Source organism: Nitratireductor aestuarii (assembly GCF_014641695.1).
GTDB lineage: Bacteria > Pseudomonadota > Alphaproteobacteria > Rhizobiales > Rhizobiaceae > Chelativorans > Chelativorans aestuarii.
Genome location: NZ_BMIF01000009.1, coordinates 158,214 through 184,438, shown reverse-complemented (window position 1 = coordinate 184,438; position 26,225 = coordinate 158,214). Strand labels below are relative to the sequence as shown.

The window sequence follows — 26,225 nt, the reverse complement described above, 5'->3', positions numbered from 1 at the left end:
CTCGGCGCACTACCTTCCCCACTGCGCACCCCAACGCACAATGGAGAAGACCAGCTGCGATCAGCCAGCTTGCAGAGTGGCGCCTTCGATGAGCTTGCGGTTGCGATTCAGAGCCTTGACCTCCTTCTTCAGCAACGCATTCAGCTTGAATGAGCAACGCAGCAACTTCTCGCGCGCAAACAGTGGATAGCGTAGCCGAAGCCGCGTCTTGTATGTCATGAAGGATGGCCCAAATCCGTCCACCATGACCAGACGCCGAGATGAAGGACCTTCCTCGACCACGAAATTGTCCAGGGTCTTGTCGTCGTGGACAATTATCGCGTCCTTGCCGAGGGCCGACAGTGCCCCCTTCAACAGAGACCGCCCCTCCTCCGGTGACACACGCCCGGTGCGCAGTGCCATCTTCAGGTTCATGCTCGTTTCCCCGTTCGCATCGCGAACCCGTTCGAACATCAACCCCGGCCCCATCTGTGTATCCACCCAACCGTGCATCTTGGGCAGGATAGGGTGCGATTTTATCCTGGTAAGGTAAGCATGATCGAGATGATTCCGATCCACTGCGCCCTTCTTGCTGATCTTGATGACAATGTCATCGCGCGCTGGATGGAGATAAACCTCTCGTTCATATCCCGCGCCAACCAAAGTATTGACTACAATCATTTGCCCCGAAGCCCCGTATTCCCAACCTCGGGAATTTACGGGACTCAGGCCGATTAGCAAAGCGTTATGACCGATTACTCTTTGATTATATTATAATTGAACAATTTTTGCTGTGGATATCGATACAGAATACGTTAAGTTTATGGGCAAAAACACGCTCAAGCGATGCAGCCGGATTTGCGTGAAGGCGAGCAGCAGGGTAGTCCCGATTTCGGCAGAAGATGTACGTCACTGAACCGGATGCTGATGATAGGCAGCGGGCTGTACACGGAGATACGCTACACCAGCTTCCTCATTGCGCAACGCAGACCTATGAGGAGTCCCGCTTTCTCCTCTGCATCGAGAACAGACCTCAGCCTTGAATTGAGTTCATGGCGCTGGAGAGGAATGAAGCCGAGGCTGCGGTAGAATGGCTACGTTCCAGGGGACATTACGGAAGGTGGTTAGCGTCAGCGCACGGGCCCCTTCAGTAATGGCAGACTGTTCCGCTGCAGCGATCAATCTACGCCCAATGCCGCGCCGCTGCTGTTGCTCATGGACGGCCATCTGCCAGATGTGCAGGGCGTCGGAAGTCATCTCGCCATTGAGGAAGGCTGCAACGCCCCATCCGTCCACTTCTGCAACGAATGAGATGCCGTTCCCTATCAGGGCGGTGCTGCTCTTCCGACTGAACAGTATCTTCGGCAATCCACTCCAGCCCAGGCCACAGCCGAAAGACTTCACCGGAGCTACGCTCGATTTCAGGCAGCAGGCCGACGTCGTTTTGGGTTGCAGGTCTGACAAGGATCATGCTGCGGCCTATGCTCTGGAATCTTCCAATGCGCGGTCGGTACGAAAAGACAGGAGGCTAAAGGCTACTGGAACGATGTCGTCCCGCTAAGCGCCAAATCATTGAGTTTGAAGAAGAAATGGCGCACCCGAAAGGATTCGAACCTCTGACCCCCAGATTCGTAGTCTGGTGCTCTATCCAGCTGAGCTACGGGTGCGCTGTCTGCCTTGAGGCAGTTTTTCGTCGCTGGTTTGTGGCCAGCGCTGGAATGACGCTTACCTAACGGGTGAGTTCCCCAAATGCAAGCGGGCATCGCCAACAAAATGCAAAAAATCACATCCATTATAGTGGATACCCCATCCCGAAATTGATGGCTCAATCACGGGAGAGCCCGGAAACGGCGGATTTCCGCGGAGGAGCCTGTAGCTCTCCCAAACCTGGTTTCTGCTCCCCTGACAACCTGTCGCAGCGCCAATCCTAGCTGCTGACGTGCTGGCGCCCCCTGCCCGACGAGGATTCCGTGTCCGACAGATTCGCAGGCAGGCGGATGTCAAACACCGTGCGGCCGTTGCCGCTTTCCACCAGCCTGATCTCGCCGCCATGCGCGCGAACGAGTTCCTGCGAGATCGCAAGCCCGAGGCCGGTGCCGCCGCTCTTGGCGGCCCCATGGAAGGCCGTGAACAGGTTCTGGCGAGCCCTCTCGGGCAAGCCCGGACCGGTATCGGTAACGCGAACCCGCACCGAAGCACCGTCGTGTTCGGCGCTGATGGTGAGTCGCTTCACCAGCACCGATTCGTTCTCGCCCGACATGGCCTGCACCGCATTGCGCGCAAGATTGAAGAGAACGCGGAAAAGCTGATCCGAATCAGCATCGATCTCGAACCCCGCCGGCACGGCGTTGATGAGTTCGATGCCACTGCGCTCGGCAAGCGCCATGGTGCTCATCACATCGTCCACCAGCTCCTGGAGCTTGAGCCGTCTGAGGCGCGGCGGCGGCTCCTGCGTGCGCCCGTATGCGAGCACGCCCTCGGAATAGGCGACGGCGCGGTCGAGCGTGCGCAGCAGCCTCGGCACCAGCGACTGCACCGACGGGTCGTTCACCTCGGCCAGGCGGTCGGAGATGAGCTGTGCGGCGGCCAGCATGTTGCGCATGTCATGGTTGATCTTGGAGACCGCAAGGCCAAGATCGGCAAGCCTGCGCCGCTCGCCCAGCGTCCGGTGCAACGCCTTCTGCATTTCGGCAAGTTCGCGCTCGGCAATGCCTAGCTCGTCATCGCGCTTGGTGTCCGCCTGGATGATCCGCGTGGCGTCATCCGGCGCCTCTCCGAAGGCCAGCATGGATCGCGTCATGCGACGGACGGGGCGGATCATGATGCGGTTGATCGCATAGAAGACCAGCATCGCCGTGAAGAGCGAAAGGCCGAGAGACAGGAGGGCGATGTTCCGCGAATAGTCGAGAAGTGCCGCCCGCAGTCCCCAGTCGGCCAGCACGATTTCATACTGCGTGTTCGAATCATCGATGCGCCCGAAGATGCGCAGCACCCGCTTGCCGCCAAAAAGCAGCGTGTCGAACGCCTGCCTGATCGAGCCGGTAAGCCCGATCGTGTCGAGATCGATGTGCTGGTCCACAGCTGGGGGCACCTGCGAAACCACCAGCATGCGCGACACACCTTCATCGCGTACCGCGATCGCCCGCGTACCTGCAGCCATCAGCACACGATTGCTGCCTTGCATGCTCAGGTTTCCCGGTCCGCTCTCGATGACGGCAACTGCCACGGCAGCGGCTGTGCGCAACCGCCCTTCCATCCAGCCGCGGCTGAAATTGGCGATCGAAGGAATGGCAATCAGCAGCTCTGCGGCAAGCACGAACAGGATGGTGAGAAACAGCAGCTTCGTGGAAAGGCCCCGGGTCAGGGGCACCTCCCGATCATGTCCGTCTGAGACTTGCGCTGATTTCAGCATCACGTCGTTCCAACGCCGGTACCCACCAATGCATGCCCTGAATGGAGACGATCACTCCGGTCCGCGAACATGCCACCCATACGGTCCTCAGAGCCTCCGGTCACTCTGTCGGGAACCGGATCTGGTTCCTTAACTGCATAGTTATCTGAAATACCCTGAAAATGGGACCATTTACCAGCCAATAGCATATGTGACCGCCTGACCCTGGCGGACAAAAAAATTCCCCCGCACAAGGCGGGGGAGCGTTGGGCTTGTCGGCAATGTGTCTGGCCTAGCCGCCAGAGACGATTACTGCGGTGCGATCATCTGCTCCGGACGGACCAGACGGTCATAGTCCTCGGCGGTCACGAGGCCGCTCTTCAGCGCTTCTTCACGCAGCGTGGTGCCGTTCTTGTGCGCCGTCTTCGCGATCTTTGCCGCACCGTCATAGCCAATCGCAGGAGCAAGCGCGGTGACCAGCATCAGCGAGCGCTGCATCAGATCGGCGATGCGAACTTCGTCAGCCTCGATGCCCTTCACGCAGTTGTCGGCGAATGAGCGCATCGAGTCGGAGAGCAGGCGCACCGACTGCAGAACTGCATTGGCGATGACCGGCTTGAAGACGTTGAGCTCGAAGTGGCCCTGGCTGGAAGCAACGGTAACGATGGTCTGGTTGCCCATGACCTGCGTCGCAACCATCGTCAGCGCTTCGCACTGGGTCGGGTTGACCTTACCCGGCATGATCGACGAGCCAGGCTCGTTTTCCGGCAGCTTGAGCTCGCCAAGGCCGGAGCGCGGACCGGAGCCCAGGAAGCGGATGTCGTTGGCGATCTTGAACAGGTCGGAAGCGAGCGAGTTCAGCGTGCCGTGGAACGTGTTGAGCGCGCCATGGCTTGCCAGCGCCTCGAACTTGTTCTCGGCGGTGCGGAAAGGCAGGCCGGTGATGGCGGCAACGCGATCCGCGAAATCCCTGTCGAAGCCGATCGGCGCGTTGAGGCCGGTGCCGACGGCGGTGCCGCCCTGTGCCAGCGCGTAGACGTCGTTGAGGGCTGCCTCGATGCGAACACGACCGAGCTTCAGAGCCGCGACGTAGCCGGAGAACTCCTGGCCGAGCGTCAGCGGGGTTGCGTCCTGCGTGTGCGTGCGGCCGATCTTGACGATGTCACCGAACGCACGCTCCTTTTCCTCAAGCGCAGCGGTCAGATGGTCGAGCGCCGGCAGCAGCTCGGCAACCGCCTCGCGCGCAACGGCGATGTGCATCGCTGTCGGATAGGTGTCGTTGGACGACTGACCCATGTTGACGTGGTCGTTCGGGTGAACCGGCTTCTTCGAGCCCATCTCCCCACCCAGCATCTCGATCGCGCGGTTGGAGATCACCTCGTTCGCGTTCATGTTGGTCTGGGTGCCCGAACCAGTCTGCCAGACGACCAGCGGGAATTCGCCATCGTGCTTGCCATCTACCACTTCGCGGGCAGCTGCAACGATCGTCTCGCCGACCTTCGCGTCCAGCTTGCCAAGGCGCATGTTCACCTCGGCAGCAGCCTGCTTGATGATGCCGAGCGCCCTCACCAGCGGGATCGGCATCCGCTCGGTACCAATCTTGAAATTGGTGAGCGAACGCTGCGTCTGCGCGCCCCAATATTGATTGGACGGAACTTCGATGGGACCAAAGGTATCGGATTCAGTGCGGGTGTTCATATGGCGCTCTCACTGCACGGGATTTGGTTCTGCCATATGCGCCAAGAGAGCGGGTTTTGCAAACCCGCAGAAGCGTCGCCGGGAAATTGGATCGATTAAATATGACGATGCGAAAAGCGGTTGTGGAATATTATTTCAACCGGCGTTTGCCGCAGGCGCGTCAAGTTTCAGCCCCACATATCGATCAAGCGTTTTCCGGTCGGCGAGCAGATCGGCTGACGGTGCTTCATGGGCCACGAGCCCGCGCTCAAGGATGATCGCGCGGTCGGTCAACTTCAGCGCCACGTCCGCATGCTGCTCGACAAGAACGAGGGTGAGCCCCTCGTCCTGCGCCATGCGCCGGATGGCTGCCGTCAGCTCCTCGACGATGATGGGAGCGAGCCCCTCAAGCGGCTCGTCCAGGAGCAGCAGCGACGGGTTCGTCATCAGCGTGCGGGCAATCGCGAGCATCTGCTGCTCACCGCCCGAGAGCTGGTCGCCCATGTTCCGCCGCCGTTCCTTCAGGCGCGGGAAGAGCGCATAGATCGCATCGAGATCCCACCTTCCCGGCCGCGCCGCCACCGTCAGGTTTTCTTCCACCGACAGCGACTTGAAGACTTCGCGCTCCTGCGGAACCCAGCCGATGCCCAGCAGTGCCCGCCTGTCCGGCGTCAGCCTCGAAACTTCGGTCCCCTTGAAGGTTATCGTCCCGCGCATGGGCCGCACAATGCCCATGATCGTCAGCAGGAAGGTCGTCTTGCCGACGCCATTGCGCCCAAGCACGGCGAGGCTGCCGCCCGCAGCAATGCTGACGGAAATCCGGTCGAGAACGACGGCCTCATGATAGCCGGAGCGCACGTCTTTGAGTTCAAGCAGCGTTTCAGACATGGGCGCTTCCCAGATAGACTTCGCGCACGCGCGGATCTTCCTTCACCTCATCGGGTCCCGCCTGCAGCAGCACCGCTCCGCCGACGAGCACGATCACCTGCGTTGCAAAGCTGAAGACGATCTCCATGTCGTGCTCGATGAAGAGCACGGCAATGTCTTCCGGCAGGTTCGCCACTACCTTGAAGAGCATCGCACTCTCATCCTTCGGTACGCCCGCCGCCGGCTCATCCAGCAGAAGCACCTTCGGCTTGGTGGCCAGCGCGAGCGCGATCTCCACCAGACGCTGCTGGCCATAGGCAAGCTGCCGCGTCGGACGGGTTGCAACGTCGGCCAGTCCCAGGCGGCTCAGGATCGCGAAACCCTCCTCGATCGCATCGCGATGCGCTGATAGCCCGCGCCAGAAATTGGCCGAGACCCCTTCCCGCTCGCAGACTGCGAGAGTTACCGACTCAAGCGGTGTCAGCTCCGGGAAAAGCCGGTTGATCTGGAACGTGCGTGTCAGCCCCTTGCGGACGCGATCGGCGGTCCCGGTCCGCGTGATGTCCTGGCCGTCCAGCAGGATGCGGCCGGAATCGGGCTTCAGCTGCCCGGTGACAAGATTGATGAAGGTTGTCTTGCCTGCGCCGTTGGGCCCGATCAGCGCATAGCGCGCGCCGGCCGGCAGATTGATGGAAATGTCCCTTGCTACCTCAAGGGAGCCGAACTTCTTGCAGAGGGATTGGGTGCTAAGAACCATGCTCTTCCCCCTAGTCTTCGCGCCGGATCAGCCGCGACAGGCCACCCAGGATGCCCTTGGGCATGAACAGCACGACGGCCATCAACAGGATGCCGATCCACAGGAACCAGTACTGCGGATTGATGCCTGCCAGCTGGTCCTTCGCGACGAGGAAGATCACCGCGCCGATGATGGCACCATAGAGCCGTCCCGTCCCACCAAGGATGAGCATGACGACGACGTCGGCCGACCTCTGGAAGCTCAGAACTTCGAGCGTCACCGTATTGGTCGTTTGCGTCAGCAGGGCGCCTGCAATGCCGGCGATGGCGGCCGAGATCGTGTAGACCTTGCGCAGGTGCCACTTGTAGTCCGAACCGATGGCCGGCATGCGCTGAACATTCTCGCGGATACCGCGAAGCGCAAGACCGAAGGAAGAACTCACCACCAATCGGCAGATGAGGAAGCCGAGGAAAAGTACCGCCAGCGAATAGGCGTAGCTCGTGTAGCCCCAGAGATCGAAGCGGAAATAACCAAAGATCTTCCAGGTGCTGATGCCGGTGAGACCATCGGTGCCGCCCGTCAGCCACCTGAGGCTGTTGGCAAGTTCGAAGGTCAAAAGCCCGAGGCCGAGCGTCACCATGATCAGCGCGAGATGCTGTACGCGCACGATCAGGAAGCTGGTGACATAGCCCGCCAGCGCGGCAACCATTCCACCCAGCAGCAGCCCGCTGATCGGCTCGCCCCAGCCATAGCGGGAACTGAGGATGCCGGCCGTGAAAGCGCCAAGCCCGAAGAACATGGCATGGCCGAGCGTGATGATGCCGGCGTAGCCCAGCACCAGGTCGACCGAGAGTGCAAAAAGCGCGGTGATCGCCACCTGGCTCGCCAGGTTCAGATAGGCTGGAAAGAAATAGAGGGGCGCGAGCGTCGCGATCCAGAACAGGATCTCGAAGATGGTCCAGCGGTTGCGGCTGCGGATCCAGCGGGCCGGGCTTTCAACGATCGCGGAGGTCTGATTGTGGGTCATCGCGCCCTCCTATCGTTTGCCAAGCAAGCCGGTCGGCTTGACCAGGAGGATGGCGACGAGCAGCAGGTAGATCAGGAACGATCCAAGCTCGGGCACGAGATATTTTCCGGCAACGTCCCCGATGCCGAGAAGCGCTGCGCCCAGGAAAGAGCCCGCAATGGAGCCCAATCCGCCGACGCTCACCACGATCAGCACATAGACCAGGAAGTGGAAGCCGAAGGACGGATCAAGGCCGACGATTTCCACTGCGAGAGCACCGCCGAGTCCCGCCAGTCCGCTGCCCAGCGCAAAGGTGATGGCGAAGATGCGCTCAACGTTGAGGCCTAGCGCCTGCGCCACCTTCTGGTTGTCCACCGATGCCCGGATCTTCGCGCCGAAGCGGGTCCGTTCCAGCGTGAAGAACAGCACGGCCGTAATCGCGAGCGAAACAGCGATCAGGAACATGCGATAGACGCCGAAGCGGATGCCGAACAGTTCGACCGAACCGCGAAGCCAGCTCGGCAGAACAATGGGCTGTTGCCCCGTGCCGAAGAAATAGGTAGCGCCAGCGGCCGCAACGAAGACAAGCCCGATGGTAAACAGCACCTGGTTGAGCTCGCCTGACCGATAAAGCCGGCGGAAGAAAATGCGCTCCAGCACCACGCTGACCAAGGCCGCACCGAGAAACGCGAGCGGCAGCGTCAGGAGAAACGGAACGCCGTACTGGCGCATGAGCATGACGGTGACATACCCGCCGACCATGCCGAACGCCCCATGGGCGAGGTTGATGAAGTTCATCAGTCCGAGGGTCACGGTGAGACCCACTGAAAGAACGAACAGCAACATCCCGAACGCAAAGCCGTCAAACAGGACGATGACGATATTATTGATCACGAGCCCTCAACCCATCCGCAGAGGCATTCTTGGAGCAGTTCGCGGAAAGTGGGACCGGTTTCCGACTGAACTGCGAAAAGTAAAAACTCAGAGCCGTTCTGATTTTCAGTGAACCTGCAGGGCCCCAAGCTGCCGGTCCGGCACCGGTCCCCGATGAGACTGGCGCCGGAGAGGCTTTCTTGGCTGGCGGCTCCGCTGAAACAGCCGGAGACGCCTTGCTGCTTACTTTGCTGCGCCGTGCAGCGGATCCTTCACTTCCGGGATCTCGTGGATGACCACGTTCTGCAGCTTGCCGTCCACTTCCTGAACTTCGCGGATGTAGACGGTCTGCACGACATCGCGCGTCTCAGGATCGATCGACATCGGACCACGCGGGCTGTCCCAGGACATGCCCTTCGCGGCCTCGATGAGCGCGTCGCCGCTGGCATCGCCGTTGGTCTTCTTCAGCGCCTCATAGATGAGATGCATGCCGTCATAGCCACCGATCGAGAACAGGTCCGGGGAGCGACCGTTGTTGGCGGCGTGATAGCCGTCCACGAACTCCTTGTTCAGCGGATCGTCGCGCTCAAGCGTGTAGTGGAACGTGGTGATGACGCCACGCGCTGTCTCACCCATGCTTTCGAGCGCTTCCGGATGCGTCAACTCGCCCTGTGCGAAGATCTTGGTGTCGGGCGGAGAAAGACCACGGTCGGCCAGCGCCTTGCCGATTGCCGCCGGCTGCGCGCCACCTGGCACGAAGATGTAGACGGCTTCAGGATTGCTGTCCTTCACGCGCTGAACGTAAGCGGAAAAATCCGGGTTGGCGACCGGAGTACGGTCTGCACCGAGGATTGTGCCACCTGCTTCGGTAAAACCCTTGGCAAACGAGCTTTCCGCGTCATGACCCGGACCGTAGTCGGACACAAGCGTATAGGCCTGTTTCACGCCGGCCTCTTCAACGGCCCACTTGCCCAACGCATAGTTGACCTGCGGGATCGTGACGGACGTGCGCACCATGTAGGGCGACAGGTCGATGATGCTCGAAGTTGCCGCGTTCATCAGAACGGTGAGCTTCTTGGCCTCCGTAGCAATTTCTGCGACACCGACAGCCTCAGGCGTCAGCGCGAAACCCGCGAGAATGTCGACCTGGTCGCGTACCACCAGTTCCTGCGCCAGCCGGCGTGCCACGTCGGCGTTCGGGCCCCCTGTATCCTTGCGGATGAGCTCGATCTTCTTGCCGGCAACTTCGTCGCCGTGCTTCTGGATGTACAGGGTAACACCTGCCTCGAGCTGCTTGGCGGCATCCGCGAAGGGCCCTGAATACGGCAAGATAAGTCCAACTTTGACGGTCTCCTGCGCCATGGCTCCCGTGGTCCATGCCGCACTCAGCCCCAGCGCAACGATTGCTGCGATTCTTAAAGCCATGCTTCCCTCCCAATGGATTGAACAGAGGCCTCCACACCTCTGCCAACTTCCCAATATGTATACATAGCTCGCACAGATAGCCAAGGGGTCAATTCGTTTTCCAATGCACCCAGTGGCGGCGCATCCTTAATTAACCGCGCACAGGAAACTGATCTCAACAACGGAAATCTCGCGCTTGGGCCGCAAAGCCGCGCGTTTGCTCTGTATACAGCACTTCACAGCTGCAGAGGCAGGGTGTAAGGCTCCTTCAGTCTCGGGTTTCCTTGCGCGCAGCCGGCTTCGCTTGGCCGCGGCACATCGTAGTTGACTACATGATCAATCTGTTTCTGCTGATATTGCCGCTCTACCTCCTCATTGCGATCGGCTTCTTTGCCATGCGCACGAAGCTCCTCGCCCCCGAGGCAATCCCGACACTTGGCGCATTCGTCATGAACATCGCCCTGCCGGCCATGATGCTGAATGCGCTGATGGGCCAGAACCTGACCGAGGCGTTCAATCTGGGCTACGTGCTTGCCTATGCAATCGGCTCCCTCGCCGTTTTCGGCGCCATCCTGCTTTTCTTCCTGCAGGTCCTGCGCAAGCCTTTCAGCCATGCGGTCATCGCCGCCTTTGGTAGCGCGGCGTCAAACACGGGCTTTGTGGGGCTCCCGGTGGTCACGCTCGTTTTCGGCAGCACGGCGCTGGCAGCCGTCTCCATGACGTTCGTTGTGGAGGTGCTGCTGATCATGCCGCTCGCCCTGATCCTCGCTGAAATGGGCGGCAAGAAGGATCACGCTCTCCACGCCGTCTTGCGGGACACGGCCAGAAACCTGATCCGTTCGCCTCTGCTGCTCTCGATCATCGCCGGCTCACTTCTCTCCGCACTTGGCATCCAGTTCGTTGGACCGGTAGCCAAGACGATCTCGCTTCTTGGTGCCGCCGCTATTCCCTGCGCGCTCCTCATCATTGGTGGAATTCTCGCCAATACGAAAGCACGCACTCTGGACCTTGAGCCCATCTGGATCAGCATCGGCAAGCTCGTACTGCATCCAATCGCTGTAGCATTGTGCTTCATGCTCATGAGCGGCGTTCCTGATGAACTTCGGGCAACGGGCATCGTCCTTGCGTCCTCGCCCATGCTGTCAATCTATCCGATCATCGGGGCCCGCTTCAAACTGGAAGCACTTTCCGCAACCGCACTCTTCATCGCCACATCGCTGAGCTTCATCACAATCACGCTCATACTTGCACTGGTCTGAAGCGCGACTGCATTTCGGGGAAGCCTTCGGCCGGTGCGGAATACGAGAATCGGTTCCCTACTCACACACGAAGGGCTTCCAGCCGCCTTGCGCTACCAGCCCCCTGCCGAAAATTTCTTCAGTTGACATATTTGTGATCAAACGAGTTGGACGAGCTTGTCCATGTTGCTGCGTCTCAATATCCAGCAAAACCGCCGTTCCGCGTAGGATAAGATTGTAGATCCCGACCCTGTTTACCTGCAAACACCTCGATATATCTATTTGGATATAAGCCAACCTCATGCGAAATTAGCCTCAACAAACGACGCAAGGTTGGCAGCAAGACAAATCTGACACATTACCAATCTACCAAAATAACAGTTATTTATCCTTCAGTAGATGCTGCCATTAAGTGATTGGACGAGGCATATCAAAACTCTACATTGTTTATGATATACCTATTGCAAACTTCGCCATTTATGGTAAACATTTAGACAGGATGGTTTGCAAGAACTATCTTTCAGGGCACCAATCACAGCCCGGAATTGCGGTCGCAACCTGACCGCTTCTGAAAAGCCGGTCCTCCCGCCCCCCGGACCGGCTCCCCAAGGTCTCATCGCTTCGGCGGTGGGGCCTTGGGTCTCCAGTTTCCCGCGTGCGCGTAAGACCCCAGTTCACCGTTCACGCGGAGACAAGATCCTCGATGCCTGCACATCCGCTGGTAGACAAGGCGCTCATTATGCGTCTGCTCGACGAACTGGCTGAATACAGACTTAGCGACGAGGAAGTTGACCTTACCTTGGTGCGGGATGGCCCGGTCGATCTCGACCTGTTGGCCGAATGCAAGCGCGAACATCCCTTCTACGGGCGCCAGGCCGCAACTCCACCAATGGGCGACAGACCTCTCCGCCCCCGCTAGACCTGAAGCACCTTCCCCTTCTCACTAAGCAAAGTGCAAGGCGCTGCTTCGGTGCTCTTTACGCGCGGCAGAACTGGAGCGGTTCCAGGAGACTTGGGAACCGGTTTTCTGCCCGGAATAGCTGGAAAAAGCTGTTAGAGCAGCTCAGAATTTCAGTGAAAGTCTGAGCTACTCCAAGCCTTCGGACGAATTGCGTGACCAACCAGCCTTGCGCCCACACTGTCGGCGAGCATGCACGCAAAAAAAACCCGCGTGGTTCCGCTACATCGCAGCCGATCAGCAAAACCTCACTCGGAGGCCCAATCCCCCTTACGACGTCGGGCATCCGAGGCCTTGCCTCACTTGCCGCCCTCCTCCGAGAACTTCTTGATGGAAGCTGCAACTTCCTGGGCCAGTTCGCTCGGAAGCGACGCAGCGATAGGCTCGTCAACTTCCCTCATCGTAGAGGCCGACAGGTAGTTTTCGTTCGATCGGCCATCCAGGACATGCCAATAGACACGCAGCTCGTCTCCGTTACGACGCACCGTCGATAGCAGCTGATAGAGCGGCATTGAGCTGCCGAACATTGCCTGCGTTCGCGCGAGCACCTCATTGAAGTTCTCGTCAGACTTGACGCCGACCACGCGGAAGCCGTGATTTTCGCCCAAGGCGCCCCACAGCGACTGATTGAACAGATCCGCGACCGTCTCCGCAGCCAGTTCAGGAGGATAGGGCTGAGCCCTTGCCACCACGATGACCGGCGTGTGGTCCTTCGTATCCTTGTAGGAGGCGAAATAATAGGTTCCTGCGAGCGCCGCGCCAAAGAGTGCCACGCTCACGCTCACAGCGCCGCTTTGCAGACTGCGCTGGCGATCGGAGACAATCTGCCGAAAACGGGAGACTGCCCTTCCCGGTAGACCCTCCTGCTTCACGAAAACAGGCGCATAGGTCCCCAGCGGCAGAACAATCCTCACCGGATCATGTTTACCGTAGCCGGCGTAATATTCCTCAAGGGAGCGCCGGAGATGACCGGCTGCAATGCGGACGATCGGGTCAACAGACGCATCGAAGGAAGAATCCCGGCCGAAAACATCGACGGCAACGGTGAACGCCTTGATGCGGCTCGCGCGTCCCGCAACGGTTTCCTCAACCACGAATTTCAGAAACTGCTTGTTGCGCTCAGATGCGCGGAAATGTCCGCTGGATAGAATCCGGTTTAGCGCTTCAACCCTGTAGTCATGTTTTGCAAGATCAGCCTCACGATCCTCTGAATTATCTTTGTTGTTCGCCGGCGGCTCATTCGTATCAAATTTTGTCATGCTATAAAATTTGCCTTTGATTTCCCGAAGCGCTTAATCAGTTCAATTCGAGGTAAGAACCACTTGCATAATAATCTCGGTGCGACTGGAAGGCGTTACGAATAGTCATCTGCCACAATCAAACGCAGCATCAGTCGCCGGAGCATCCCTAAGAGGTGTTCGACGGTTCAGGACCAAACGCTTCGATGAACTTGGTGCGGTTGCACGCCCAAAGGCGGGCCGATCAACGCTGGAAAGCGGAAGCAACAGGACAGGCTACGAGCCCACTTCGTCGCCGCCAGTGCTTCGACGCACACGCTGTTGCGAGAAATTGGTCTCTTGTCAGCGTTATGCGCAAATAAGACACAAGGCCGAAAAAGCACCCAACCGACCGAGGTGAACGAACAAATCACTCATTTACTAGTAGTCGTGTCCAAACGTGGCTAACAGGTGGCAGGGGGTAGAAATTGCATAGAAACTATTGCCCGGCTCCCGGCGCTTATGAACGGCGGAGTTGCGGGTCGGAAGCAGGAGGACTCGCTCCGGCTGGCCCGGGCGAGCCCCAATCCTGCAGCTCGTCTGATAACAATGGAAAGCACTTAACCCTGAGCAAAGCCGACTGGTCCCCGCTCCCACGCTAGACGTTTCACGGAATCTTGTACCTCACGAGAACGTTCGCGCCGTCACTTGTGTCAACCTGATAGTCACAATCACCCCATGGATTATCCGGATCGAACTGGGTATTGAATGCGTAGGGCAGACCATTGACGCCTACGGCAGTCGCCCGATGAACTCTGTACTCCACATATGGTATTAGCGCACAAGACCTGGCACTAAGATAGCTCAGACGATGCCTCAGCGACGAAGGTCCGATACCCGCAATCGTCATGAACGTTACAGTACCGATCGGATACGTTTTCGAAATTGTTTCATTCGCAACGCCAAGCTCATATATCCTCCCGCTAATATTCTTTATATAATGCTCGTACCGAACCAGATTGCCCATCCTTACAAGCAGATCATGAGTGTCCTTCACATTGCACACAACATAATCGCCAAAGATGGTCACAGACTTGTTGCACGTAGTGTTAGCTGCTCCAGGAACAAAATTCACTATTTCGCCCTCTGGCACCACTACGGCCACTGATGCGTATGAAGCACCAACCACGACCCTTCTGAATTCCTGCGAGATCGACCCCGTACCAACTACCGTGGTGCCCTTTGAGCCACCTCTCAGGTTGAACGTGTGTTCGCATTTGGCTAACGCAGAGTTGCCGGGTCCCTTCACCATGGTCATGTAGAAAGACGCTTCCTTGAATTCGTTGGAAGCGATCCCTGAGGCTGAAATTTGAGCCCGCCTCCGTCAGCTGCCATAGCACCAGCCGTTAACAAGGTGGTCACACCCAGAATGACAAAACCGCGAAGTGACCACGCTCGCGGACTGCGGGTGGACTTTGGAAGAGAGAGAAACATCGAACTTCATTCCTATATCAAGAAAATGTTGCCCCTCCCAAGAATGACACACGCGAACAACGGGCGGGCAAATAAGCCCGTCCAATCCCGCACCATCTCGGCGCTCGTGTGACCATTTTGGCTGGACTGCTGTGACGGCATCACAAGTGTGGTTGAGGACCCTGCAGCAGTCCACACTTAGTCGCATAACCCAAATGGCCAACCTGAAGAGCTCACAGATTGGCCATCCGACTGAGGTTTCGTGGATCATTTCAACAGACTCTGGAAAGTACCAATCACCTCCCCTGATTGCTGATCCTTTAAGCACCCAGCGTATATCCACCTTATCCCGGGATCTTAACAGTCACGTTGTCGACATTGTTAAGATTGACAGCGCGATCGACGCGCTCGCCGTCAAACACCCGCTACCGCGCACCTCCCTTTGCGCGGCAGGCACTGAAGCGCATTTTTAGCCGGGGATCTGGACCGTAATATTGCCGGTATTGGCCCCGCCAACTTTAGGCGAACATGTCGTGTTAGGATTTAAACCTTCAGGCGTGCCAATGTAGTCGAAGGTTTTACCACCCTTCTTTGCGTAGGCCTTTTGGACAGAATATGTCACGACAGGAAGGTTTGCACACGTCCTGTTTCCATTAAAGGTGATATGGGTTCTCATCGAGTCGGAACCAGGCCCCGTTGAGTTAGTCGTGGTAATCGATCCAAGAACATACGTCTTATTCTTTGTTAAATTGATTATACCCAATTCAATCGTCTTTGGGGCGATTGTTTTTACGTAATGCCGGAATTTCTCACCGTTAGGAATCGCGAGCAGCAAATCAGAACCGGACTTCGGTGCCTTGCAATATCCTTGAGAGACGGTGCCAACTGAGTTGGAGCAGTTTGTCAGTTCATTATTGAGAGTCCGAACGCTTTTCACTTCGTTGGCCTCTGCCTGAAACTCGAACCATGCCCTGTGGGCACCGGTCTGTGTGGCCTCTTGATGAATAAAGACCCTACCGCGGATTTTCGCAATATCCCGGATATTGACGGAACTCGAATACTTTACCTCAGCAGCAAAGCCCGGATAAGTTCCCATCGTCCAATTTACCTGGATCTCATCCATAGGCTCATTATTTGTATTTGCTGTGTTCTCATTGAATTTGAGTCGATATGAATCGTTCTTCAAGAGATCGTAGTTCTGCTGTGCCATTGCACCTGTAGCAGCCAGAGCGCCAGTGCCAGCAAGGGCAAGTGCGCAAAGCGATGTTACAAACCGATGGCGGAAGGTCTCGAAAGTTGAAGAGTGCATGGGCTCGTCTCCGGTAATGTTAAGTTACCCGGAGATTGTCGCACATGTAAACCTAAGGTGAACATATAATCCTAAAAGACGAGCGCTAGTCATCACCATGACCGCTCACGCGCGCATAGTCACAGACAGCGATCGGCAGCGCACTATCTAAACCACCATCACTTAACCACGTAGCTCAGAGGGAAACTGGTGCTGCGAGAGAGGATTGAACTCTCGACCTCACCCTTACCAAGGGTGTGCTCTACCACTGAGCTACCGCAGCATCCGGACCATCGCTGCCCACCGCGCCGAAGCAGCAAGTGAACGTTGATTTCGGGGCGGCTTCTGCCATATCGATGAGCGGAGTGCAACCTCTCTTGTAGGAAATTATAAGGGAAAATGTTGCAAGCTGGTATCGAGGTTGACGACATGAGCTCCAAACCGTTGAACAAGCAGGGTTCCGATGATCGCCAGAAGCGTCTGGCGGAAGAACTGCGCGCAAATCTCGCACGGCGGAAAGCCCAGGCGAGATCCCGCCGCGAGGGCAATCCCGACGAGCGCGACGACGGAATCCCGGCAGCGAAGCAACAGGGTGAGTCGTAAGTGCAGCCCAACAGCGCATGGTTTACGGCACGGGTTGAACGCAGCTGTCGCATGCTCTAGGAACGTTCGTCTTGCGCGCCCTCGGCGCCAGCTGGAAAGAGATTGAAGAATGGATCGAATTCGCATCCGCGGCGGCAATGTCCTGAACGGAATCATCCCGATTTCGGGAGCAAAGAATGCTGCCCTCCCGCTCATGATTGCGTCGCTGCTGACCGACGACACGTTGACCCTGGAAAACGTGCCGCATCTGGCGGATGTGGAACAGCTGATCCGGATCCTCGGCAACCATGGTGTCGATTATTCCGTCAATGGAAGGCGGGAGAATCAGGACAAGGGCTATTCGCGCACGATCCATTTCACCGCGCGCAGCATCGTCGACACGGTCGCGCCCTATGAACTCGTCTCTAAGATGCGGGCGAGCTTCTGGGTCATCGGTCCGCTGCTGGCCCGCATGGGCGAAGCCCGCGTCTCGCTGCCCGGCGGCTGCGCCATCGGCACGCGCCCGGTCGATCTCTTCATCGATGGTCTGATGGCGCTCGGCGCGGAGATCGACATTGAGAACGGCTATGTCGTCACGAAAGCCCGAAAGGGTTTGATCGGTGCTCGCTACCGTTTCCCCAAGGTTTCCGTCGGCGCGACTCACGTCATGCTGATGGCGGCTTCGCTCGCCCACGGCCAGACGATTCTGGAAAACGCCGCCCAGGAACCAGAAGTGGTAAACCTCGCGGATTGCCTCAATGCCATGGGCGCGAAGATCCGGGGCGCGGGCACGTCAACCATCGTCATCGACGGCGTTGCCTCGCTCTCCGGTGCCCGGCACAGAATCATTCCGGACCGAATCGAGACCGGCACCTATGCTATGGCTGTCGCCATGACCGGCGGCGACGTGCTGCTGGAAGGCGCACGCGCTGACCTGCTTGAGAATGCGCTGCAGGTTCTGGCACGCACCGGTACGGAAATCACCACCACGAATTCCGGCATCCGTGTCCGCCGCAATGGTGCGGGCGTCGAGGCTGTTGATGTAACGACGGAGCCGTTCCCGGGCTTCCCCACGGACCTGCAGGCGCAGTTCATGGCGCTGATGACCAAGGCCAAGGGCAAGTCGCGCATCACCGAGACCATCTTCGAGAATCGCTTCATGCACGTGCAGGAGCTGGCCCGCCTCGGCGCAAACATCAAGCTCGACGGCCAGACGGCTATCGTCGAGGGCGTGGAACGCTTGAAGGGCGCTCCCGTTATGGCAACGGACCTGCGCGCCTCCGTCTCGCTCGTCATTGCCGGACTGGCAGCCGAAGGCGAGACGACGGTCAACCGCGTCTATCACCTTGACCGCGGCTTCGAGCGGCTGGAAGAGAAGCTGTCGAACTGCGGCGCCGAGATCGAACGCATCTCCGCTTGACGTGACGGCCCTTCCGTGGGAACCCGTTGGGGTGCCTCATCGAGGTTGCCCCAGTCGAGTTGCGGTGGGGTTGCAGTTGAGCTTGATTGTACCGGTTAGGATGAGCGTCGCTGATGGATTTTCTGAAGCTGGTTGCATTTGATCAGGACGATCTCAAGATTGTAGCGGCCCACGTGCAGGATGCGGTCATCAAGGTAGGTGATCTGGTATTCCATCCCCGGCAGAAACAGTTCGTCATCCCGATGAACCGGTTCGCCTGGGAGCGGCAGCAGAAGCGGCTTTTCCGTAAGCCCACGTACGAGCGTCATCAAAGTATCCTGCATTTCGGCCGCGTAATGACGGTTCGCTCCCGCGGTATCGACAAGGGTAAGCCGGGTGAGATTCTTTCCCTGCTGACGGTGAATTTCATCAAGGGAGAGCCCCCGTCGGGCACAATCGAGCTTGTATTTTCGGGCGATGCGGCGCTTTCACTGGATGTGGAATGCATTGAGGCCAGGCTTGCCGATACGGGTGCCGCCTGGGAAACCTCGTCGCTCCCGCGCCACGACGATTAGGAAGGACAATTCATGAGCATCAGGCTCTCCACGGCCGACGGCAATTTCGAAGCGCTATTTACCGAGCTGCTGGCCACGAAGCGTGAGGTTTCCGAAGAGGTTGGCGCTGTTGTCGCCGAAGTGATCGCGCGCGTCCGCGAGGAAGGTGACGCTGCCGTCATCGACTACACGCGCCGCTTTGATCGCTTCGACCCTTCCGTGAACGGCCTGCGCATCTCGGCGGAAGAAATCGCCGCTGCCTACGAGGCTGTCGACAAGCCGACGCTGGAAGCGCTGAAGATCGCCCGTGAGCGCATTGAGGCGCATCACTCCCGCCAGCTGCCGTCGGACCTGCGCTATCGCGATGATGCCGGCGTTGAACTCGGCTGGCGCTGGACCGCGATCCACACTGTCGGCATCTATGTACCTGGCGGACTGGCGAGCTATCCGAGCTCCGTTCTGATGAACGCCGTGCCCGCGCGTGTCGCCGGTGTGAAGCGCATTGTCATGACCGTGCCTACGCCGGACGGCGAGCTGAACCCGCTGGTTCTCGTGGCGGCCGACATTGCAGGCGTGACGGACATCTTCCGCATCGGTGGCGCGCAGGCTGTTGCTGCTCTTGCCTATGGCACCGAGACGATTCCAGCCGTGGACAAGATCGTCGGTCCCGGCAATGCCTATGTGGCCGCTGCAAAGCGCCAGGTCTTTGGCAAGGTGGGCATCGACATGATCGCCGGACCATCCGAGGTTCTCGTTGTGGCCGACCCGGACAATGATCCGGCCTGGATCGCCGCCGATCTTCTTGCGCAGGCTGAGCACGACAGCGCCGCGCAATCGATCCTGATGACCACGGACGCCGCCTTTGCGGACGCTGTGGAAGAAGCGGTGCAGAAGCAGCTTGAGACCCTGCCGAGGGCTGAGATCGCTTCCGCCAGCTGGCGCGACTTCGGCGCCATCATCCTGCTGAACGGCCTTGAGGAAGCCCCCGCCCTGATCGACCGGATCGCGCCGGAGCACCTGGAGCTGGCAACGGACGTGGCCGAGAAGCTGGTCTTGAAGATCCGCAACGCCGGCGCCGTCTTCATCGGTCGCTACACGCCGGAAGCCTTGGGCGACTATGTGGCGGGCTCCAACCACGTGCTGCCAACGGCACGTTCGGCACGCTTCTCCTCCGGTCTCGGCGTGCTCGACTTCATGAAGCGCATGTCGCTCCTGAAAGCCGGTCCCGATCAGCTGCGCGCCATCGGCCCTGCGGCAATCGCTTTGGGTCGTGCGGAAGGGCTTGATGCACATGCGCGGTCCGTTTCCATACGGTTGAACGCGTAAGGCGAGCCATGGGAGCACCGGACCCCGGCAAGGCGCGCCTGATAGACGTCGAGCTGGACGAGACCATCGGCCGGGCTCCGCCGGACATCGAGCACGAACGGGCGGTCGCCATCTTCGACCTGGTGGAGGAAAACAGCTTCTGTCCACTGGGTGACGAGGCGGGCGGCCCGTACAAGCTGCGCATCTCGCTGGTCGAGAAGCGCCTTGTGCTGCGCATAGCGCGGGAGAGTGACGAGGAAGTCGTCACGCACATCCTGTCGCTTTCACCCTTCAAGCGGATCGTGCGCGACTATTTCATGATCTGCGAAAGCTATTACCAGGCGATCCGTTCGGCGTCGCCGAGCCAGATCGAGGCGATCGACATGGGTCGGCGCGGCCTTCACAACGAAGGCTCCCAGCTGTTGCAGGACCGCCTCAAAGGAAAGATCGAACTTGATTTCGACACGGCGCGCAGGCTTTTCACGCTTGTGTGCGTGCTGCATTGGCGAGGCTCGTGAATGGCAGGAACGGACCGTTCAGCCAATCCTGTGATGAGCCAAACGGAAGAGACGGCAAGCCGCCCGCCTCCCCGCTCCATTCTCTTTCTTTGCGGGCGCAACTCCATCCGCTCGCCGATGGCGGAGCTTCTCGCCCGCAAGAACCTGCCCGCAACCACCTTCGTAACGTCGGCCGGTGTGAAGCCCGGCGAGCGTGACCCCTTCGTTGACAAAGTGTTGGCCGAGGAGAACCTGTCGCTCGGCGAGCGCATGCCGCAGCGCTTCGAGGAGCTGGAAGACAGCTATTTCGACCTGATCATTACGCTGTCGCCGGAAGCCCACCACCGCGCAATGGAACTGACCAGGACCCACGCGGTGGAGGTGGAATATTGGCCCACCTTCGATCCATCCGTCGTTGAAGGCACTCGCGACCAGATCCTCGCCGCCTACCGTGAACTTCGCGAATATTTGAAGGATAACATCGCAAGGCGGTTCAGCGGCAGCTAACCAGACGTTCCGGGCTGTGTACGAGCGTCAAAAGATGCCGCCAAATCCGCAGAATTGCTTGAACTGCAACAACACGGTTCACAAATGGAAGCGGATGGTTTAGGTTCCGCTCCAATTCGGGTCCCAGGGTGCCGCGTGGGTTACCACAGCGGCTGTTGGTGTGCCTGATTTTTCTGACACAAAAGAAGGTATGGGATGCCGAAGGAAGAAGTCCTCGAATTTCCGGGTGTAGTTACTGAATTGCTGCCCAACGCTATGTTCCGGGTCAAGCTCGAAAACGATCACGAGATCATTGCTCATACGGCTGGCCGCATGCGCAAGAACCGCATCCGCGTTCTGACGGGTGACAAGGTTCTGGTGGAGATGACGCCGTACGACCTGAGCAAGGGCCGCATCACGTATCGCTTCAAGTAACCGACGCGGCGCCGGGATCATCATGAGTGCCACCTATCGCCTTGTCCTGGCCTCCGGGTCGCCGCGGCGCGTTGAGCTTCTTCAGCAGGCTGGCATCGAGCCTGATCGCCTTATCCCCACAGACATTGATGAAACGCCCCTGCGGGCGGAGCATCCCCGCTCGCTCGCCAAGCGCCTGAGCCACGGCAAGGCGGAGCGGGCGTTCGCGCGCCTGAAGAAGGACAATGAGGCCGAAACCAGCTTCATCCTGGGTGCCGATACGGTCGTGTCGGTGGGCCGGCGGATTCTGCCCAAGGCGGAAACGCGTGAGGATGCGGCGAACTGCCTGCGACTGCTGTCAGGCCGCGCACACCGGGTCTACACGGGCGTCTGCCTGATCACGCCTTCCGGCAAGGTTCGCCAGAAGGTCGTTGAAACCCGTGTGCGCTTCAAGCGTTTGTCCAGCGAAGAATTGAACCTATATCTGGAAGCAGGTGAATGGCGCGGCAAGGCCGGGGGCTACGCCATTCAGGGGCTCGCAGGGTGTTTCGTGGTTCGTCTCGCCGGATCCTACACCAACGTTGTCGGGCTCCCGCTTTACGAGACCCTGGGTCTGCTGACTGCAGATGGCTACAAGGTGCATCAGAACTGGCTTTCGCCAGATCGTGTATGACGAATGATTGACAGCAAGAATGACAAGGTCGTCCCCCTGCGCCCGAAGCGCGCCTGCCCGGAATGCGGCAGGCCTTCGGAACGGCAGTTCTTCCCGTTCTGTTCGGGACGTTGCAAGGATGTCGACCTGAACCGCTGGCTCTCCGGCTCCTATGCAATCCCCGTCCGCCCTGAAGAGGAAGCGGACGAGGAATAGGCCTCTCCCCCTTCATGGTGAGCATGTCGAACTGCGAAGGGGGACTTGGCGACTTCTCTCACGAAGTCTTCCGGATAATCTGCTTGGCGTGCTCACGCGCGATCTCGTTCAGCAGATGTGATGGATCGTCCAGCCATGAGCGGTCACCCACAAAGTGGATATCCCTCCGGCTCACCCCGATATCCCTGAGCTGCCAGTCTTCCAATTCTTCCAGCTGACGCAATGCAAGACGGCCCGCGATGATCTTGCGGACATGACGGACTACACGCGCGAGCCGGGTGAGCAGACCTTCTGATCCGCCCCCGAGTTGCAACTTTGCGGTATTCTGTTGAACCTGCATGACACCACCTCCTGAAAGATCGGGAAGCCTTGTCTCACAGGCCAATTGATTATTCGAACGAATGTTTCTAATCTTAATCATCAAAACTGGTGATGCAGGCTAGCCATGGTTACGCCCCTCGATCTCGATCAGCTTCGCACCTTCGTAGCGATTACGGAGACTGGCAGCTTCACCCGTGCGGCGGAGGAGGTGTTCCGAACCCAGTCTGCCGTCTCCATGCAGATGCGCCGGCTGGAAGAGCGTCTGGGCAAGACGCTGTTCGAAAAGGACGGGCGCAACAACCGCCTCACCACCGACGGCGAAAAGCTTCTGCTCTACGCGCGCGAGTTGCTGCGGCTGAACCGCGAGACACTTGCCGCCTTCGATGAGGAGAGCCTTGAAGGCCACATCCGCATCGGCATGCCGGACGACTATGCCGATCGTTTCCTGCCTGAGATCATGACCCGCTTTTCGCGCTCCAATCCGCGGGTAGAAATGTCGATCATCTGCGAACCGACGGTCAACCTGATCACGCAGATCCAGCAGGGACTGCTCGACGTCGCGCTGGTGACCGACCATGCGCCAGCGCAGATGGTGCGGCGCGAACCCCTTCTCTGGGTTGGTTCTGCGAATCACGAGACGCACCGGCGCGCCGTTCTTCCGATGGCGTTTGGGCGTCCCACCTGCACCTGGCGGCAGCATGGCTGCACTGCGCTGGACAAGATCGGCCGCGACTATCGCGTCATGTTTACGAGCTATTCCGCGACAGCAATCGCGGCAGCCGTGCTGTCGGGCGGAGCGATCACCATCATGCCGGAATGTTCGCTGCGCCCGGGCATGCGCGTGCTGGGAGAAGCTGACGAGTTCCCGCCGCTGCCCGACTGCGTCATCGGCATCCTGCGCAGGCCCGCGACGCAGATGGATGTCGTGGATGCTTTCGCCCGCCATATAACGGAAAGCCTCGACAACATCTCTGCAACGCTTATTGAAACGAGCGAGGACGTGGACTTCAACAACGGCATGCGCCACATGCGGCGGGCAAAGCGCATGCGGCCGGACCACATCCTTCCGGGATGGTAGTCCCCCGCTGATTTCCGCCGCTGCTTGACCGTTCCTTCTCCGTTGAGGCTCAATCACGACATGGACGAGCTGAGAGTGACCGATTCGCGAACCAACGCCGCCGAATTTTCGGTGAGCGAGCTTTCGCTCGCCCTGAAGCGGACGGTGGAAGACGCGTTCGGCTATGTCCGCGTGCGTGGTGAGATCTCCGGCTTTCGCGGCCGCCACACCTCCGGCCACTGCTATTTCTCCCTGAAGGATGACCGCTCCCGCATCGAAGCAGTGATCTGGAAAGGCACTTTTCCGCGGCTGAAGTTCCAGCCGCAGGAAGGGCTTGAGGTCATCGCGACCGGCAAGCTCACCACCTTCCCGGGTTCGTCCAAGTATCAGATCGTCATCGACCAGCTCGAGCCTGCGGGCGCCGGAGCGCTGATGGCGCTTCTGGAAGAGCGCAAGCGCCGTTTGGCGGCCGAAGGCCTCTTTGCCGAACAGCGCAAGAAGCCCCTGCCCTTCCTGCCCCGCGTCATCGGCGTGGTGACCTCGCCCACCGGCGCGGTGATCCGCGACATCATTCACCGCATCACCGATCGCTATCCGCTGCACGTCCTCGTCTGGCCCGTACGCGTCCAGGGCGAGACGACAGGCATGGAAGTCTCGAATGCTGTTGCTGGTTTCAACCGCTTCGGTGATCACCCTTCCCTTCCGCGCCCCGACGTGATCATCGTCGCACGTGGTGGCGGCAGCCTCGAGGACCTTTGGGGCTTCAACGACGAAGCAGTGGTCCGCGCCGTTGCGGATTCGAAGATTCCGGTCATCTCCGCCGTCGGCCACGAAACGGACTGGACGTTGATAGACCTGGCGGCCGACCGTCGCGCGCCGACACCTACGGGTGCCGCCGAAATGGTGACGCCGGTGAGGGCCGACCTGGAAGCAGGCCTTGCCCAGCTTTCCGCCCGTCTGAAGCGAGCCATTTCGCGCGAATTCGACCGCAAACAGAACACGTTGCGCTCGACCGCCCGCGCAATGCCATCGCCCGACCAGCTCTTCGCCATCCCGCGCCGTCACTTTGACGAATGCGCGAGCCGCCATGTCCGTGCGCTGGATGTGCTGATGCACAAGAAGCGCCTGAGGCTGGACAGCATCCGGCTTTCGCCGGCAACGCTGACGCTACGTCTGGGCGAATCGCGTCGCAGCCTGAACCAGTGCGGCAGCCGCCTGCCGCTGGTCTACCAGAACATGCTGCACAATCGCCGGACCCGCCTTGATCGCGATGCTGCGCGGATCACGCCCCGTGGGCTGGTCGACCGTCTCCGTTCTGCGAAAGATCGTCTCGACGCACTCACCGGCCGAGCCGATCGGGCGGCAGGGCTGCAGATCAGAACCTATCGCGCCAAGCTCGACCACCACGTACGTTTGGTCAATTCGCTTTCCTATCAGGCTGTGCTGGAGCGAGGTTTCGCCGTCGTCCGCGATGCGGATAATCTTCCGCTGAAGAGGGCTGCCGAGATCTCAGCCGGACAGGTGCTGAACCTCCAGTTTGCGGATGGCAGCACGACCGCAATTGCGGGCAGCCAGGCAGCTGCGCCGAAGCCTGCGCCAGCGCGCAAGGTGCCCCCCGCAAACGACAAGGGCGGTCAGGGCTCGTTGTTCTGAAAACGCCCTATCTGATTGAATTCTGGCCAAGATTCGCGTGAGTTCGGCCACCGGTTGGCAGCGTCTTGATACGGCTATTTCGGAGATGGGGAAGGGTGCGAGTGGTACGGTTGGGTGGATTCGAACCACCGACCTCAGGAGCCACAATCCTGCGCTCTAACCAACTGAGCTACAACCGCACGGCTTCTGCCCGCGTCCTTACGGGCAATCGTTCTGATTTGCAAGAGCCTCAAACCACAGAAGCGAAATTGTCGCTGCTTTCCGTTGGAAAAACCCTGGAATGTCCGTGTCGGCTGCACGATGCATGAGGGTCGGAACAGCTGAAATCCGGCTCGCACGCCTTCGTGAGGAGAATCAGCTTCCGAAATGAAAAGAGGCTGCGATTCGAACGAACCGCAGCCTCCATCCCAAGCAATATCTCACCGCCATTGGGCAGTGAGCCCGCCACCTAGTGGAATTTGAACGTCGTGGAGAACACGTCGCGCATCGGCTGCGTGAACTCGCTCATCGCCTTCTCGGAGAGGGTCTGGAATTCCTTGGCCTGCCTGGTGGCGAAATCGATCTGCTTGCGCAGGAAAGAGCTCTGCACTTCCATGAGCTCGGATACGGACTTCGCGCTTGCCAGAGCCTTGAACTGGCCGAGACCGACTTCTGTGCCCTCGCGCATCATCGCGATCGACTTCTGTGCGAAATCGGTGCTCAGTGCCTGCGCGTTCTCAAGGGACTTCTCGAAAGCACTGCGTACTTCTTCCGGACCGAACTTGACCTGGTCCGCTGCGTTACCTTCATTGATCTTGCTCATGGTATGAACCTTTCGTTGGTTACCATCGCGACATCTAACGCCATTTGATAGAGGCACTATAACGCGCTGAATTGTGCATTGCAACATTATATTGCAGTGCACAAAATCTGGGTGTGCCGTTAACCAATGTCAAGGATCACAAGGCTCAGGTTCTTTAGTTTTGTGGACGTGCCCGCCACA

Annotated in this window: 28 protein-coding genes and 3 tRNA genes; 14 read left to right on the top strand and 17 right to left on the bottom strand. The window is 59.1% G+C overall.

Going from position 1 to position 26,225, the window contains the following annotated elements; genetic code table 11:
- Window positions 1–60: 60 nt before the first annotated feature.
- A complete protein-coding gene (locus IEX27_RS15165) occupies window positions 61–588 on the bottom strand; it encodes a YrbL family protein (protein WP_244630394.1) in 528 nt (175 codons plus the stop codon).
- Between IEX27_RS15165 and IEX27_RS15160 the strand changes: the two genes are divergently transcribed.
- A complete protein-coding gene (locus IEX27_RS15160) occupies window positions 535–717 on the top strand; it encodes a hypothetical protein (protein WP_188721915.1) in 183 nt (60 codons plus the stop codon). The genes IEX27_RS15165 and IEX27_RS15160 overlap by 54 nt on opposite strands.
- Window positions 718–1,029: 312 nt before the next feature.
- Here IEX27_RS15160 and IEX27_RS15155 read toward each other — a convergent pair whose 3' ends face one another.
- The 9 genes from IEX27_RS15155 to IEX27_RS15115 all read right to left on the bottom strand — a co-directional run bounded on the left by IEX27_RS15155 (window position 1,030) and on the right by IEX27_RS15115 (window position 9,954).
- Window positions 1,030–1,347, bottom strand: coding sequence for a GNAT family N-acetyltransferase (locus IEX27_RS15155; protein WP_188721914.1), 318 nt, complete (start codon window positions 1,345–1,347; stop codon window positions 1,030–1,032).
- Window positions 1,348–1,569: 222 nt separating this feature from the next.
- Window positions 1,570–1,646, bottom strand: a tRNA-Arg gene (locus IEX27_RS15150).
- A gap of 260 nt (window positions 1,647–1,906) precedes the next feature.
- Window positions 1,907–3,391 (bottom strand): sensor histidine kinase, encoded by a 1,485-nt coding sequence (locus IEX27_RS15145; protein WP_188721913.1) that lies wholly within the window; start codon window positions 3,389–3,391, stop codon window positions 1,907–1,909.
- Window positions 3,392–3,679: 288 nt separating this feature from the next.
- On the bottom strand, window positions 3,680–5,068 hold the full coding sequence (gene fumC / locus IEX27_RS15140; RefSeq protein WP_188721912.1) for a class II fumarate hydratase: 1,389 nt from the start codon (window positions 5,066–5,068) through the stop codon (window positions 3,680–3,682).
- A gap of 135 nt (window positions 5,069–5,203) precedes the next feature.
- Window positions 5,204–5,935: an ABC transporter ATP-binding protein gene (locus IEX27_RS15135; RefSeq protein ID WP_188721911.1), complete on the bottom strand. Its 732-nt coding sequence runs from the start codon at window positions 5,933–5,935 to the stop codon at window positions 5,204–5,206.
- On the bottom strand, window positions 5,928–6,671 hold the full coding sequence (locus tag IEX27_RS15130) for an ABC transporter ATP-binding protein (RefSeq protein ID WP_188721910.1): 744 nt from the start codon (window positions 6,669–6,671) through the stop codon (window positions 5,928–5,930). Before IEX27_RS15130 ends, IEX27_RS15135 begins: the two co-directional genes overlap by 8 nt.
- Before the next feature lie 10 nt (window positions 6,672–6,681).
- Window positions 6,682–7,677, bottom strand: a complete 996-nt coding sequence (locus tag IEX27_RS15125) for a branched-chain amino acid ABC transporter permease (RefSeq protein ID WP_188721909.1) — start codon at window positions 7,675–7,677, stop codon at window positions 6,682–6,684.
- Window positions 7,678–7,686: 9 nt separating this feature from the next.
- Window positions 7,687–8,538, bottom strand: a complete 852-nt coding sequence (locus IEX27_RS15120; RefSeq protein ID WP_210315546.1) for a branched-chain amino acid ABC transporter permease — start codon at window positions 8,536–8,538, stop codon at window positions 7,687–7,689.
- Between the two features lie 234 nt (window positions 8,539–8,772).
- Window positions 8,773–9,954 (bottom strand): ABC transporter substrate-binding protein, encoded by a 1,182-nt coding sequence (locus IEX27_RS15115; protein ID WP_188721907.1) that lies wholly within the window; start codon window positions 9,952–9,954, stop codon window positions 8,773–8,775.
- A 311-nt stretch (window positions 9,955–10,265) separates the two neighbouring features.
- Between IEX27_RS15115 and IEX27_RS15110 the strand changes: the two genes are divergently transcribed.
- The gene (locus tag IEX27_RS15110) at window positions 10,266–11,192 is read left to right on the top strand and encodes an AEC family transporter (RefSeq protein ID WP_188721906.1); all 927 of its coding nucleotides are present in this window, start codon (window positions 10,266–10,268) and stop codon (window positions 11,190–11,192) included.
- A 682-nt stretch (window positions 11,193–11,874) separates the two neighbouring features.
- Entirely contained in the window at window positions 11,875–12,090 is a 216-nt protein-coding gene (locus IEX27_RS15105; protein ID WP_188721905.1) for a hypothetical protein, read from the top strand.
- 338 nt (window positions 12,091–12,428) lie between these two features.
- Here the strand turns inward: IEX27_RS15105 and IEX27_RS15100 are convergent, their stop codons facing one another.
- The 4 genes from IEX27_RS15100 to IEX27_RS15085 form a co-directional block, all read right to left on the bottom strand.
- Complete coding sequence (locus IEX27_RS15100; protein WP_188721904.1) at window positions 12,429–13,388, bottom strand: hypothetical protein; 960 nt, start codon at window positions 13,386–13,388, stop codon at window positions 12,429–12,431.
- A 625-nt stretch (window positions 13,389–14,013) separates the two neighbouring features.
- Window positions 14,014–14,664 (bottom strand): hypothetical protein, encoded by a 651-nt coding sequence (locus IEX27_RS15095; protein ID WP_188721903.1) that lies wholly within the window; start codon window positions 14,662–14,664, stop codon window positions 14,014–14,016.
- 624 nt (window positions 14,665–15,288) lie between these two features.
- Window positions 15,289–16,128, bottom strand: coding sequence for a hypothetical protein (locus IEX27_RS15090; RefSeq protein ID WP_188721902.1), 840 nt, complete (start codon window positions 16,126–16,128; stop codon window positions 15,289–15,291).
- 187 nt (window positions 16,129–16,315) lie between these two features.
- Window positions 16,316–16,390 (bottom strand) — tRNA-Thr (locus IEX27_RS15085).
- A 116-nt stretch (window positions 16,391–16,506) separates the two neighbouring features.
- On the opposite strand from IEX27_RS15085, the gene IEX27_RS15080 reads away from it, so the two are divergent.
- The 9 genes from IEX27_RS15080 (at window position 16,507) to yacG (ending at window position 22,212) form a co-directional block, all read left to right on the top strand.
- The gene (locus tag IEX27_RS15080) at window positions 16,507–16,710 is read left to right on the top strand and encodes a hypothetical protein (protein WP_188721958.1); all 204 of its coding nucleotides are present in this window, start codon (window positions 16,507–16,509) and stop codon (window positions 16,708–16,710) included.
- Between the two features lie 109 nt (window positions 16,711–16,819).
- On the top strand, window positions 16,820–18,109 hold the full coding sequence (murA, locus tag IEX27_RS15075; protein WP_188721901.1) for a UDP-N-acetylglucosamine 1-carboxyvinyltransferase: 1,290 nt from the start codon (window positions 16,820–16,822) through the stop codon (window positions 18,107–18,109).
- A 113-nt stretch (window positions 18,110–18,222) separates the two neighbouring features.
- Window positions 18,223–18,663: a DUF2948 family protein gene (locus IEX27_RS15070; protein ID WP_188721900.1), complete on the top strand. Its 441-nt coding sequence runs from the start codon at window positions 18,223–18,225 to the stop codon at window positions 18,661–18,663.
- Between the two features lie 12 nt (window positions 18,664–18,675).
- The gene (hisD, locus tag IEX27_RS15065) at window positions 18,676–19,968 is read left to right on the top strand and encodes a histidinol dehydrogenase (RefSeq protein WP_188721899.1); all 1,293 of its coding nucleotides are present in this window, start codon (window positions 18,676–18,678) and stop codon (window positions 19,966–19,968) included.
- Between the two features lie 8 nt (window positions 19,969–19,976).
- A complete protein-coding gene (locus tag IEX27_RS15060) occupies window positions 19,977–20,465 on the top strand; it encodes a UPF0262 family protein (RefSeq protein WP_188721898.1) in 489 nt (162 codons plus the stop codon).
- A gap of 33 nt (window positions 20,466–20,498) precedes the next feature.
- A complete protein-coding gene (locus tag IEX27_RS15055) occupies window positions 20,499–20,951 on the top strand; it encodes an arsenate-mycothiol transferase ArsC (RefSeq protein ID WP_188721952.1) in 453 nt (150 codons plus the stop codon).
- Between the two features lie 195 nt (window positions 20,952–21,146).
- Window positions 21,147–21,365, top strand: coding sequence for a translation initiation factor IF-1 (gene infA / locus IEX27_RS15050; protein WP_188721897.1), 219 nt, complete (start codon window positions 21,147–21,149; stop codon window positions 21,363–21,365).
- 22 nt (window positions 21,366–21,387) lie between these two features.
- Window positions 21,388–22,017, top strand: a complete 630-nt coding sequence (locus IEX27_RS15045) for a Maf-like protein (RefSeq protein ID WP_188721896.1) — start codon at window positions 21,388–21,390, stop codon at window positions 22,015–22,017.
- 3 nt (window positions 22,018–22,020) lie between these two features.
- The gene (gene yacG / locus IEX27_RS15040; RefSeq protein WP_188721895.1) at window positions 22,021–22,212 is read left to right on the top strand and encodes a DNA gyrase inhibitor YacG; all 192 of its coding nucleotides are present in this window, start codon (window positions 22,021–22,023) and stop codon (window positions 22,210–22,212) included.
- 58 nt (window positions 22,213–22,270) lie between these two features.
- Here the strand turns inward: yacG and IEX27_RS15035 are convergent, their stop codons facing one another.
- Window positions 22,271–22,552 carry a DUF1127 domain-containing protein gene (locus tag IEX27_RS15035; RefSeq protein WP_188721894.1) on the bottom strand — a complete coding sequence of 94 codons (282 nt, stop codon included), beginning with the start codon at window positions 22,550–22,552 and terminating at the stop codon, window positions 22,271–22,273.
- Between the two features lie 105 nt (window positions 22,553–22,657).
- On the opposite strand from IEX27_RS15035, the gene IEX27_RS15030 reads away from it, so the two are divergent.
- On the top strand, window positions 22,658–23,611 hold the full coding sequence (locus tag IEX27_RS15030; protein WP_188721893.1) for a LysR substrate-binding domain-containing protein: 954 nt from the start codon (window positions 22,658–22,660) through the stop codon (window positions 23,609–23,611).
- A 60-nt stretch (window positions 23,612–23,671) separates the two neighbouring features.
- Window positions 23,672–25,243, top strand: a complete 1,572-nt coding sequence (xseA, locus tag IEX27_RS15025) for an exodeoxyribonuclease VII large subunit (RefSeq protein WP_188721892.1) — start codon at window positions 23,672–23,674, stop codon at window positions 25,241–25,243.
- Window positions 25,244–25,345: 102 nt separating this feature from the next.
- On the opposite strand, the gene IEX27_RS15020 is transcribed toward xseA, so the two are convergent.
- Both IEX27_RS15020 and IEX27_RS15015 read right to left on the bottom strand, forming a co-directional pair.
- Window positions 25,346–25,422 (bottom strand) — tRNA-His (locus tag IEX27_RS15020).
- Between the two features lie 269 nt (window positions 25,423–25,691).
- Entirely contained in the window at window positions 25,692–26,045 is a 354-nt protein-coding gene (locus IEX27_RS15015) for a phasin family protein (RefSeq protein ID WP_188721891.1), read from the bottom strand.
- Window positions 26,046–26,225: the final 180 nt, after the last annotated feature.

Bases quoted from the DNA above. Each gene is read 5' to 3' on its own strand.
- IEX27_RS15160 (WP_188721915.1), top strand. From the start codon at position 535: ATGATCGAGATGATTCCGATCCACTGCGCCCTTCTTGCTGATCTTGAT.
- IEX27_RS15145 (WP_188721913.1), bottom strand. From the start codon at position 3,391: ATGCTGAAATCAGCGCAAGTCTCAGACGGACATGATCGGGAGGTGCCC.
- fumC (WP_188721912.1), bottom strand. From the start codon at position 5,068: ATGAACACCCGCACTGAATCCGATACCTTTGGTCCCATCGAAGTTCCG.
- IEX27_RS15135 (WP_188721911.1), bottom strand. From the start codon at position 5,935: ATGTCTGAAACGCTGCTTGAACTCAAAGACGTGCGCTCCGGCTATCAT.
- IEX27_RS15130 (WP_188721910.1), bottom strand. From the start codon at position 6,671: ATGGTTCTTAGCACCCAATCCCTCTGCAAGAAGTTCGGCTCCCTTGAG.
- IEX27_RS15125 (WP_188721909.1), bottom strand. From the start codon at position 7,677: ATGACCCACAATCAGACCTCCGCGATCGTTGAAAGCCCGGCCCGCTGG.
- IEX27_RS15115 (WP_188721907.1), bottom strand. From the start codon at position 9,954: ATGGCTTTAAGAATCGCAGCAATCGTTGCGCTGGGGCTGAGTGCGGCA.
- IEX27_RS15110 (WP_188721906.1), top strand. From the start codon at position 10,266: ATGATCAATCTGTTTCTGCTGATATTGCCGCTCTACCTCCTCATTGCG.
- IEX27_RS15105 (WP_188721905.1), top strand. From the start codon at position 11,875: ATGCCTGCACATCCGCTGGTAGACAAGGCGCTCATTATGCGTCTGCTC.
- IEX27_RS15100 (WP_188721904.1), bottom strand. From the start codon at position 13,388: ATGACAAAATTTGATACGAATGAGCCGCCGGCGAACAACAAAGATAAT.
- IEX27_RS15095 (WP_188721903.1), bottom strand. From the start codon at position 14,664: ATGACCATGGTGAAGGGACCCGGCAACTCTGCGTTAGCCAAATGCGAA.
- IEX27_RS15090 (WP_188721902.1), bottom strand. From the start codon at position 16,128: ATGCACTCTTCAACTTTCGAGACCTTCCGCCATCGGTTTGTAACATCG.
- IEX27_RS15080 (WP_188721958.1), top strand. From the start codon at position 16,507: ATGTTGCAAGCTGGTATCGAGGTTGACGACATGAGCTCCAAACCGTTG.
- murA (WP_188721901.1), top strand. From the start codon at position 16,820: ATGGATCGAATTCGCATCCGCGGCGGCAATGTCCTGAACGGAATCATC.
- IEX27_RS15070 (WP_188721900.1), top strand. From the start codon at position 18,223: ATGGATTTTCTGAAGCTGGTTGCATTTGATCAGGACGATCTCAAGATT.
- hisD (WP_188721899.1), top strand. From the start codon at position 18,676: ATGAGCATCAGGCTCTCCACGGCCGACGGCAATTTCGAAGCGCTATTT.
- IEX27_RS15060 (WP_188721898.1), top strand. From the start codon at position 19,977: ATGGGAGCACCGGACCCCGGCAAGGCGCGCCTGATAGACGTCGAGCTG.
- IEX27_RS15055 (WP_188721952.1), top strand. From the start codon at position 20,499: ATGAGCCAAACGGAAGAGACGGCAAGCCGCCCGCCTCCCCGCTCCATT.
- infA (WP_188721897.1), top strand. From the start codon at position 21,147: ATGCCGAAGGAAGAAGTCCTCGAATTTCCGGGTGTAGTTACTGAATTG.
- IEX27_RS15045 (WP_188721896.1), top strand. From the start codon at position 21,388: ATGAGTGCCACCTATCGCCTTGTCCTGGCCTCCGGGTCGCCGCGGCGC.
- yacG (WP_188721895.1), top strand. From the start codon at position 22,021: ATGATTGACAGCAAGAATGACAAGGTCGTCCCCCTGCGCCCGAAGCGC.
- IEX27_RS15035 (WP_188721894.1), bottom strand. From the start codon at position 22,552: ATGCAGGTTCAACAGAATACCGCAAAGTTGCAACTCGGGGGCGGATCA.
- IEX27_RS15030 (WP_188721893.1), top strand. From the start codon at position 22,658: ATGGTTACGCCCCTCGATCTCGATCAGCTTCGCACCTTCGTAGCGATT.
- xseA (WP_188721892.1), top strand. From the start codon at position 23,672: ATGGACGAGCTGAGAGTGACCGATTCGCGAACCAACGCCGCCGAATTT.
- IEX27_RS15015 (WP_188721891.1), bottom strand. From the start codon at position 26,045: ATGAGCAAGATCAATGAAGGTAACGCAGCGGACCAGGTCAAGTTCGGT.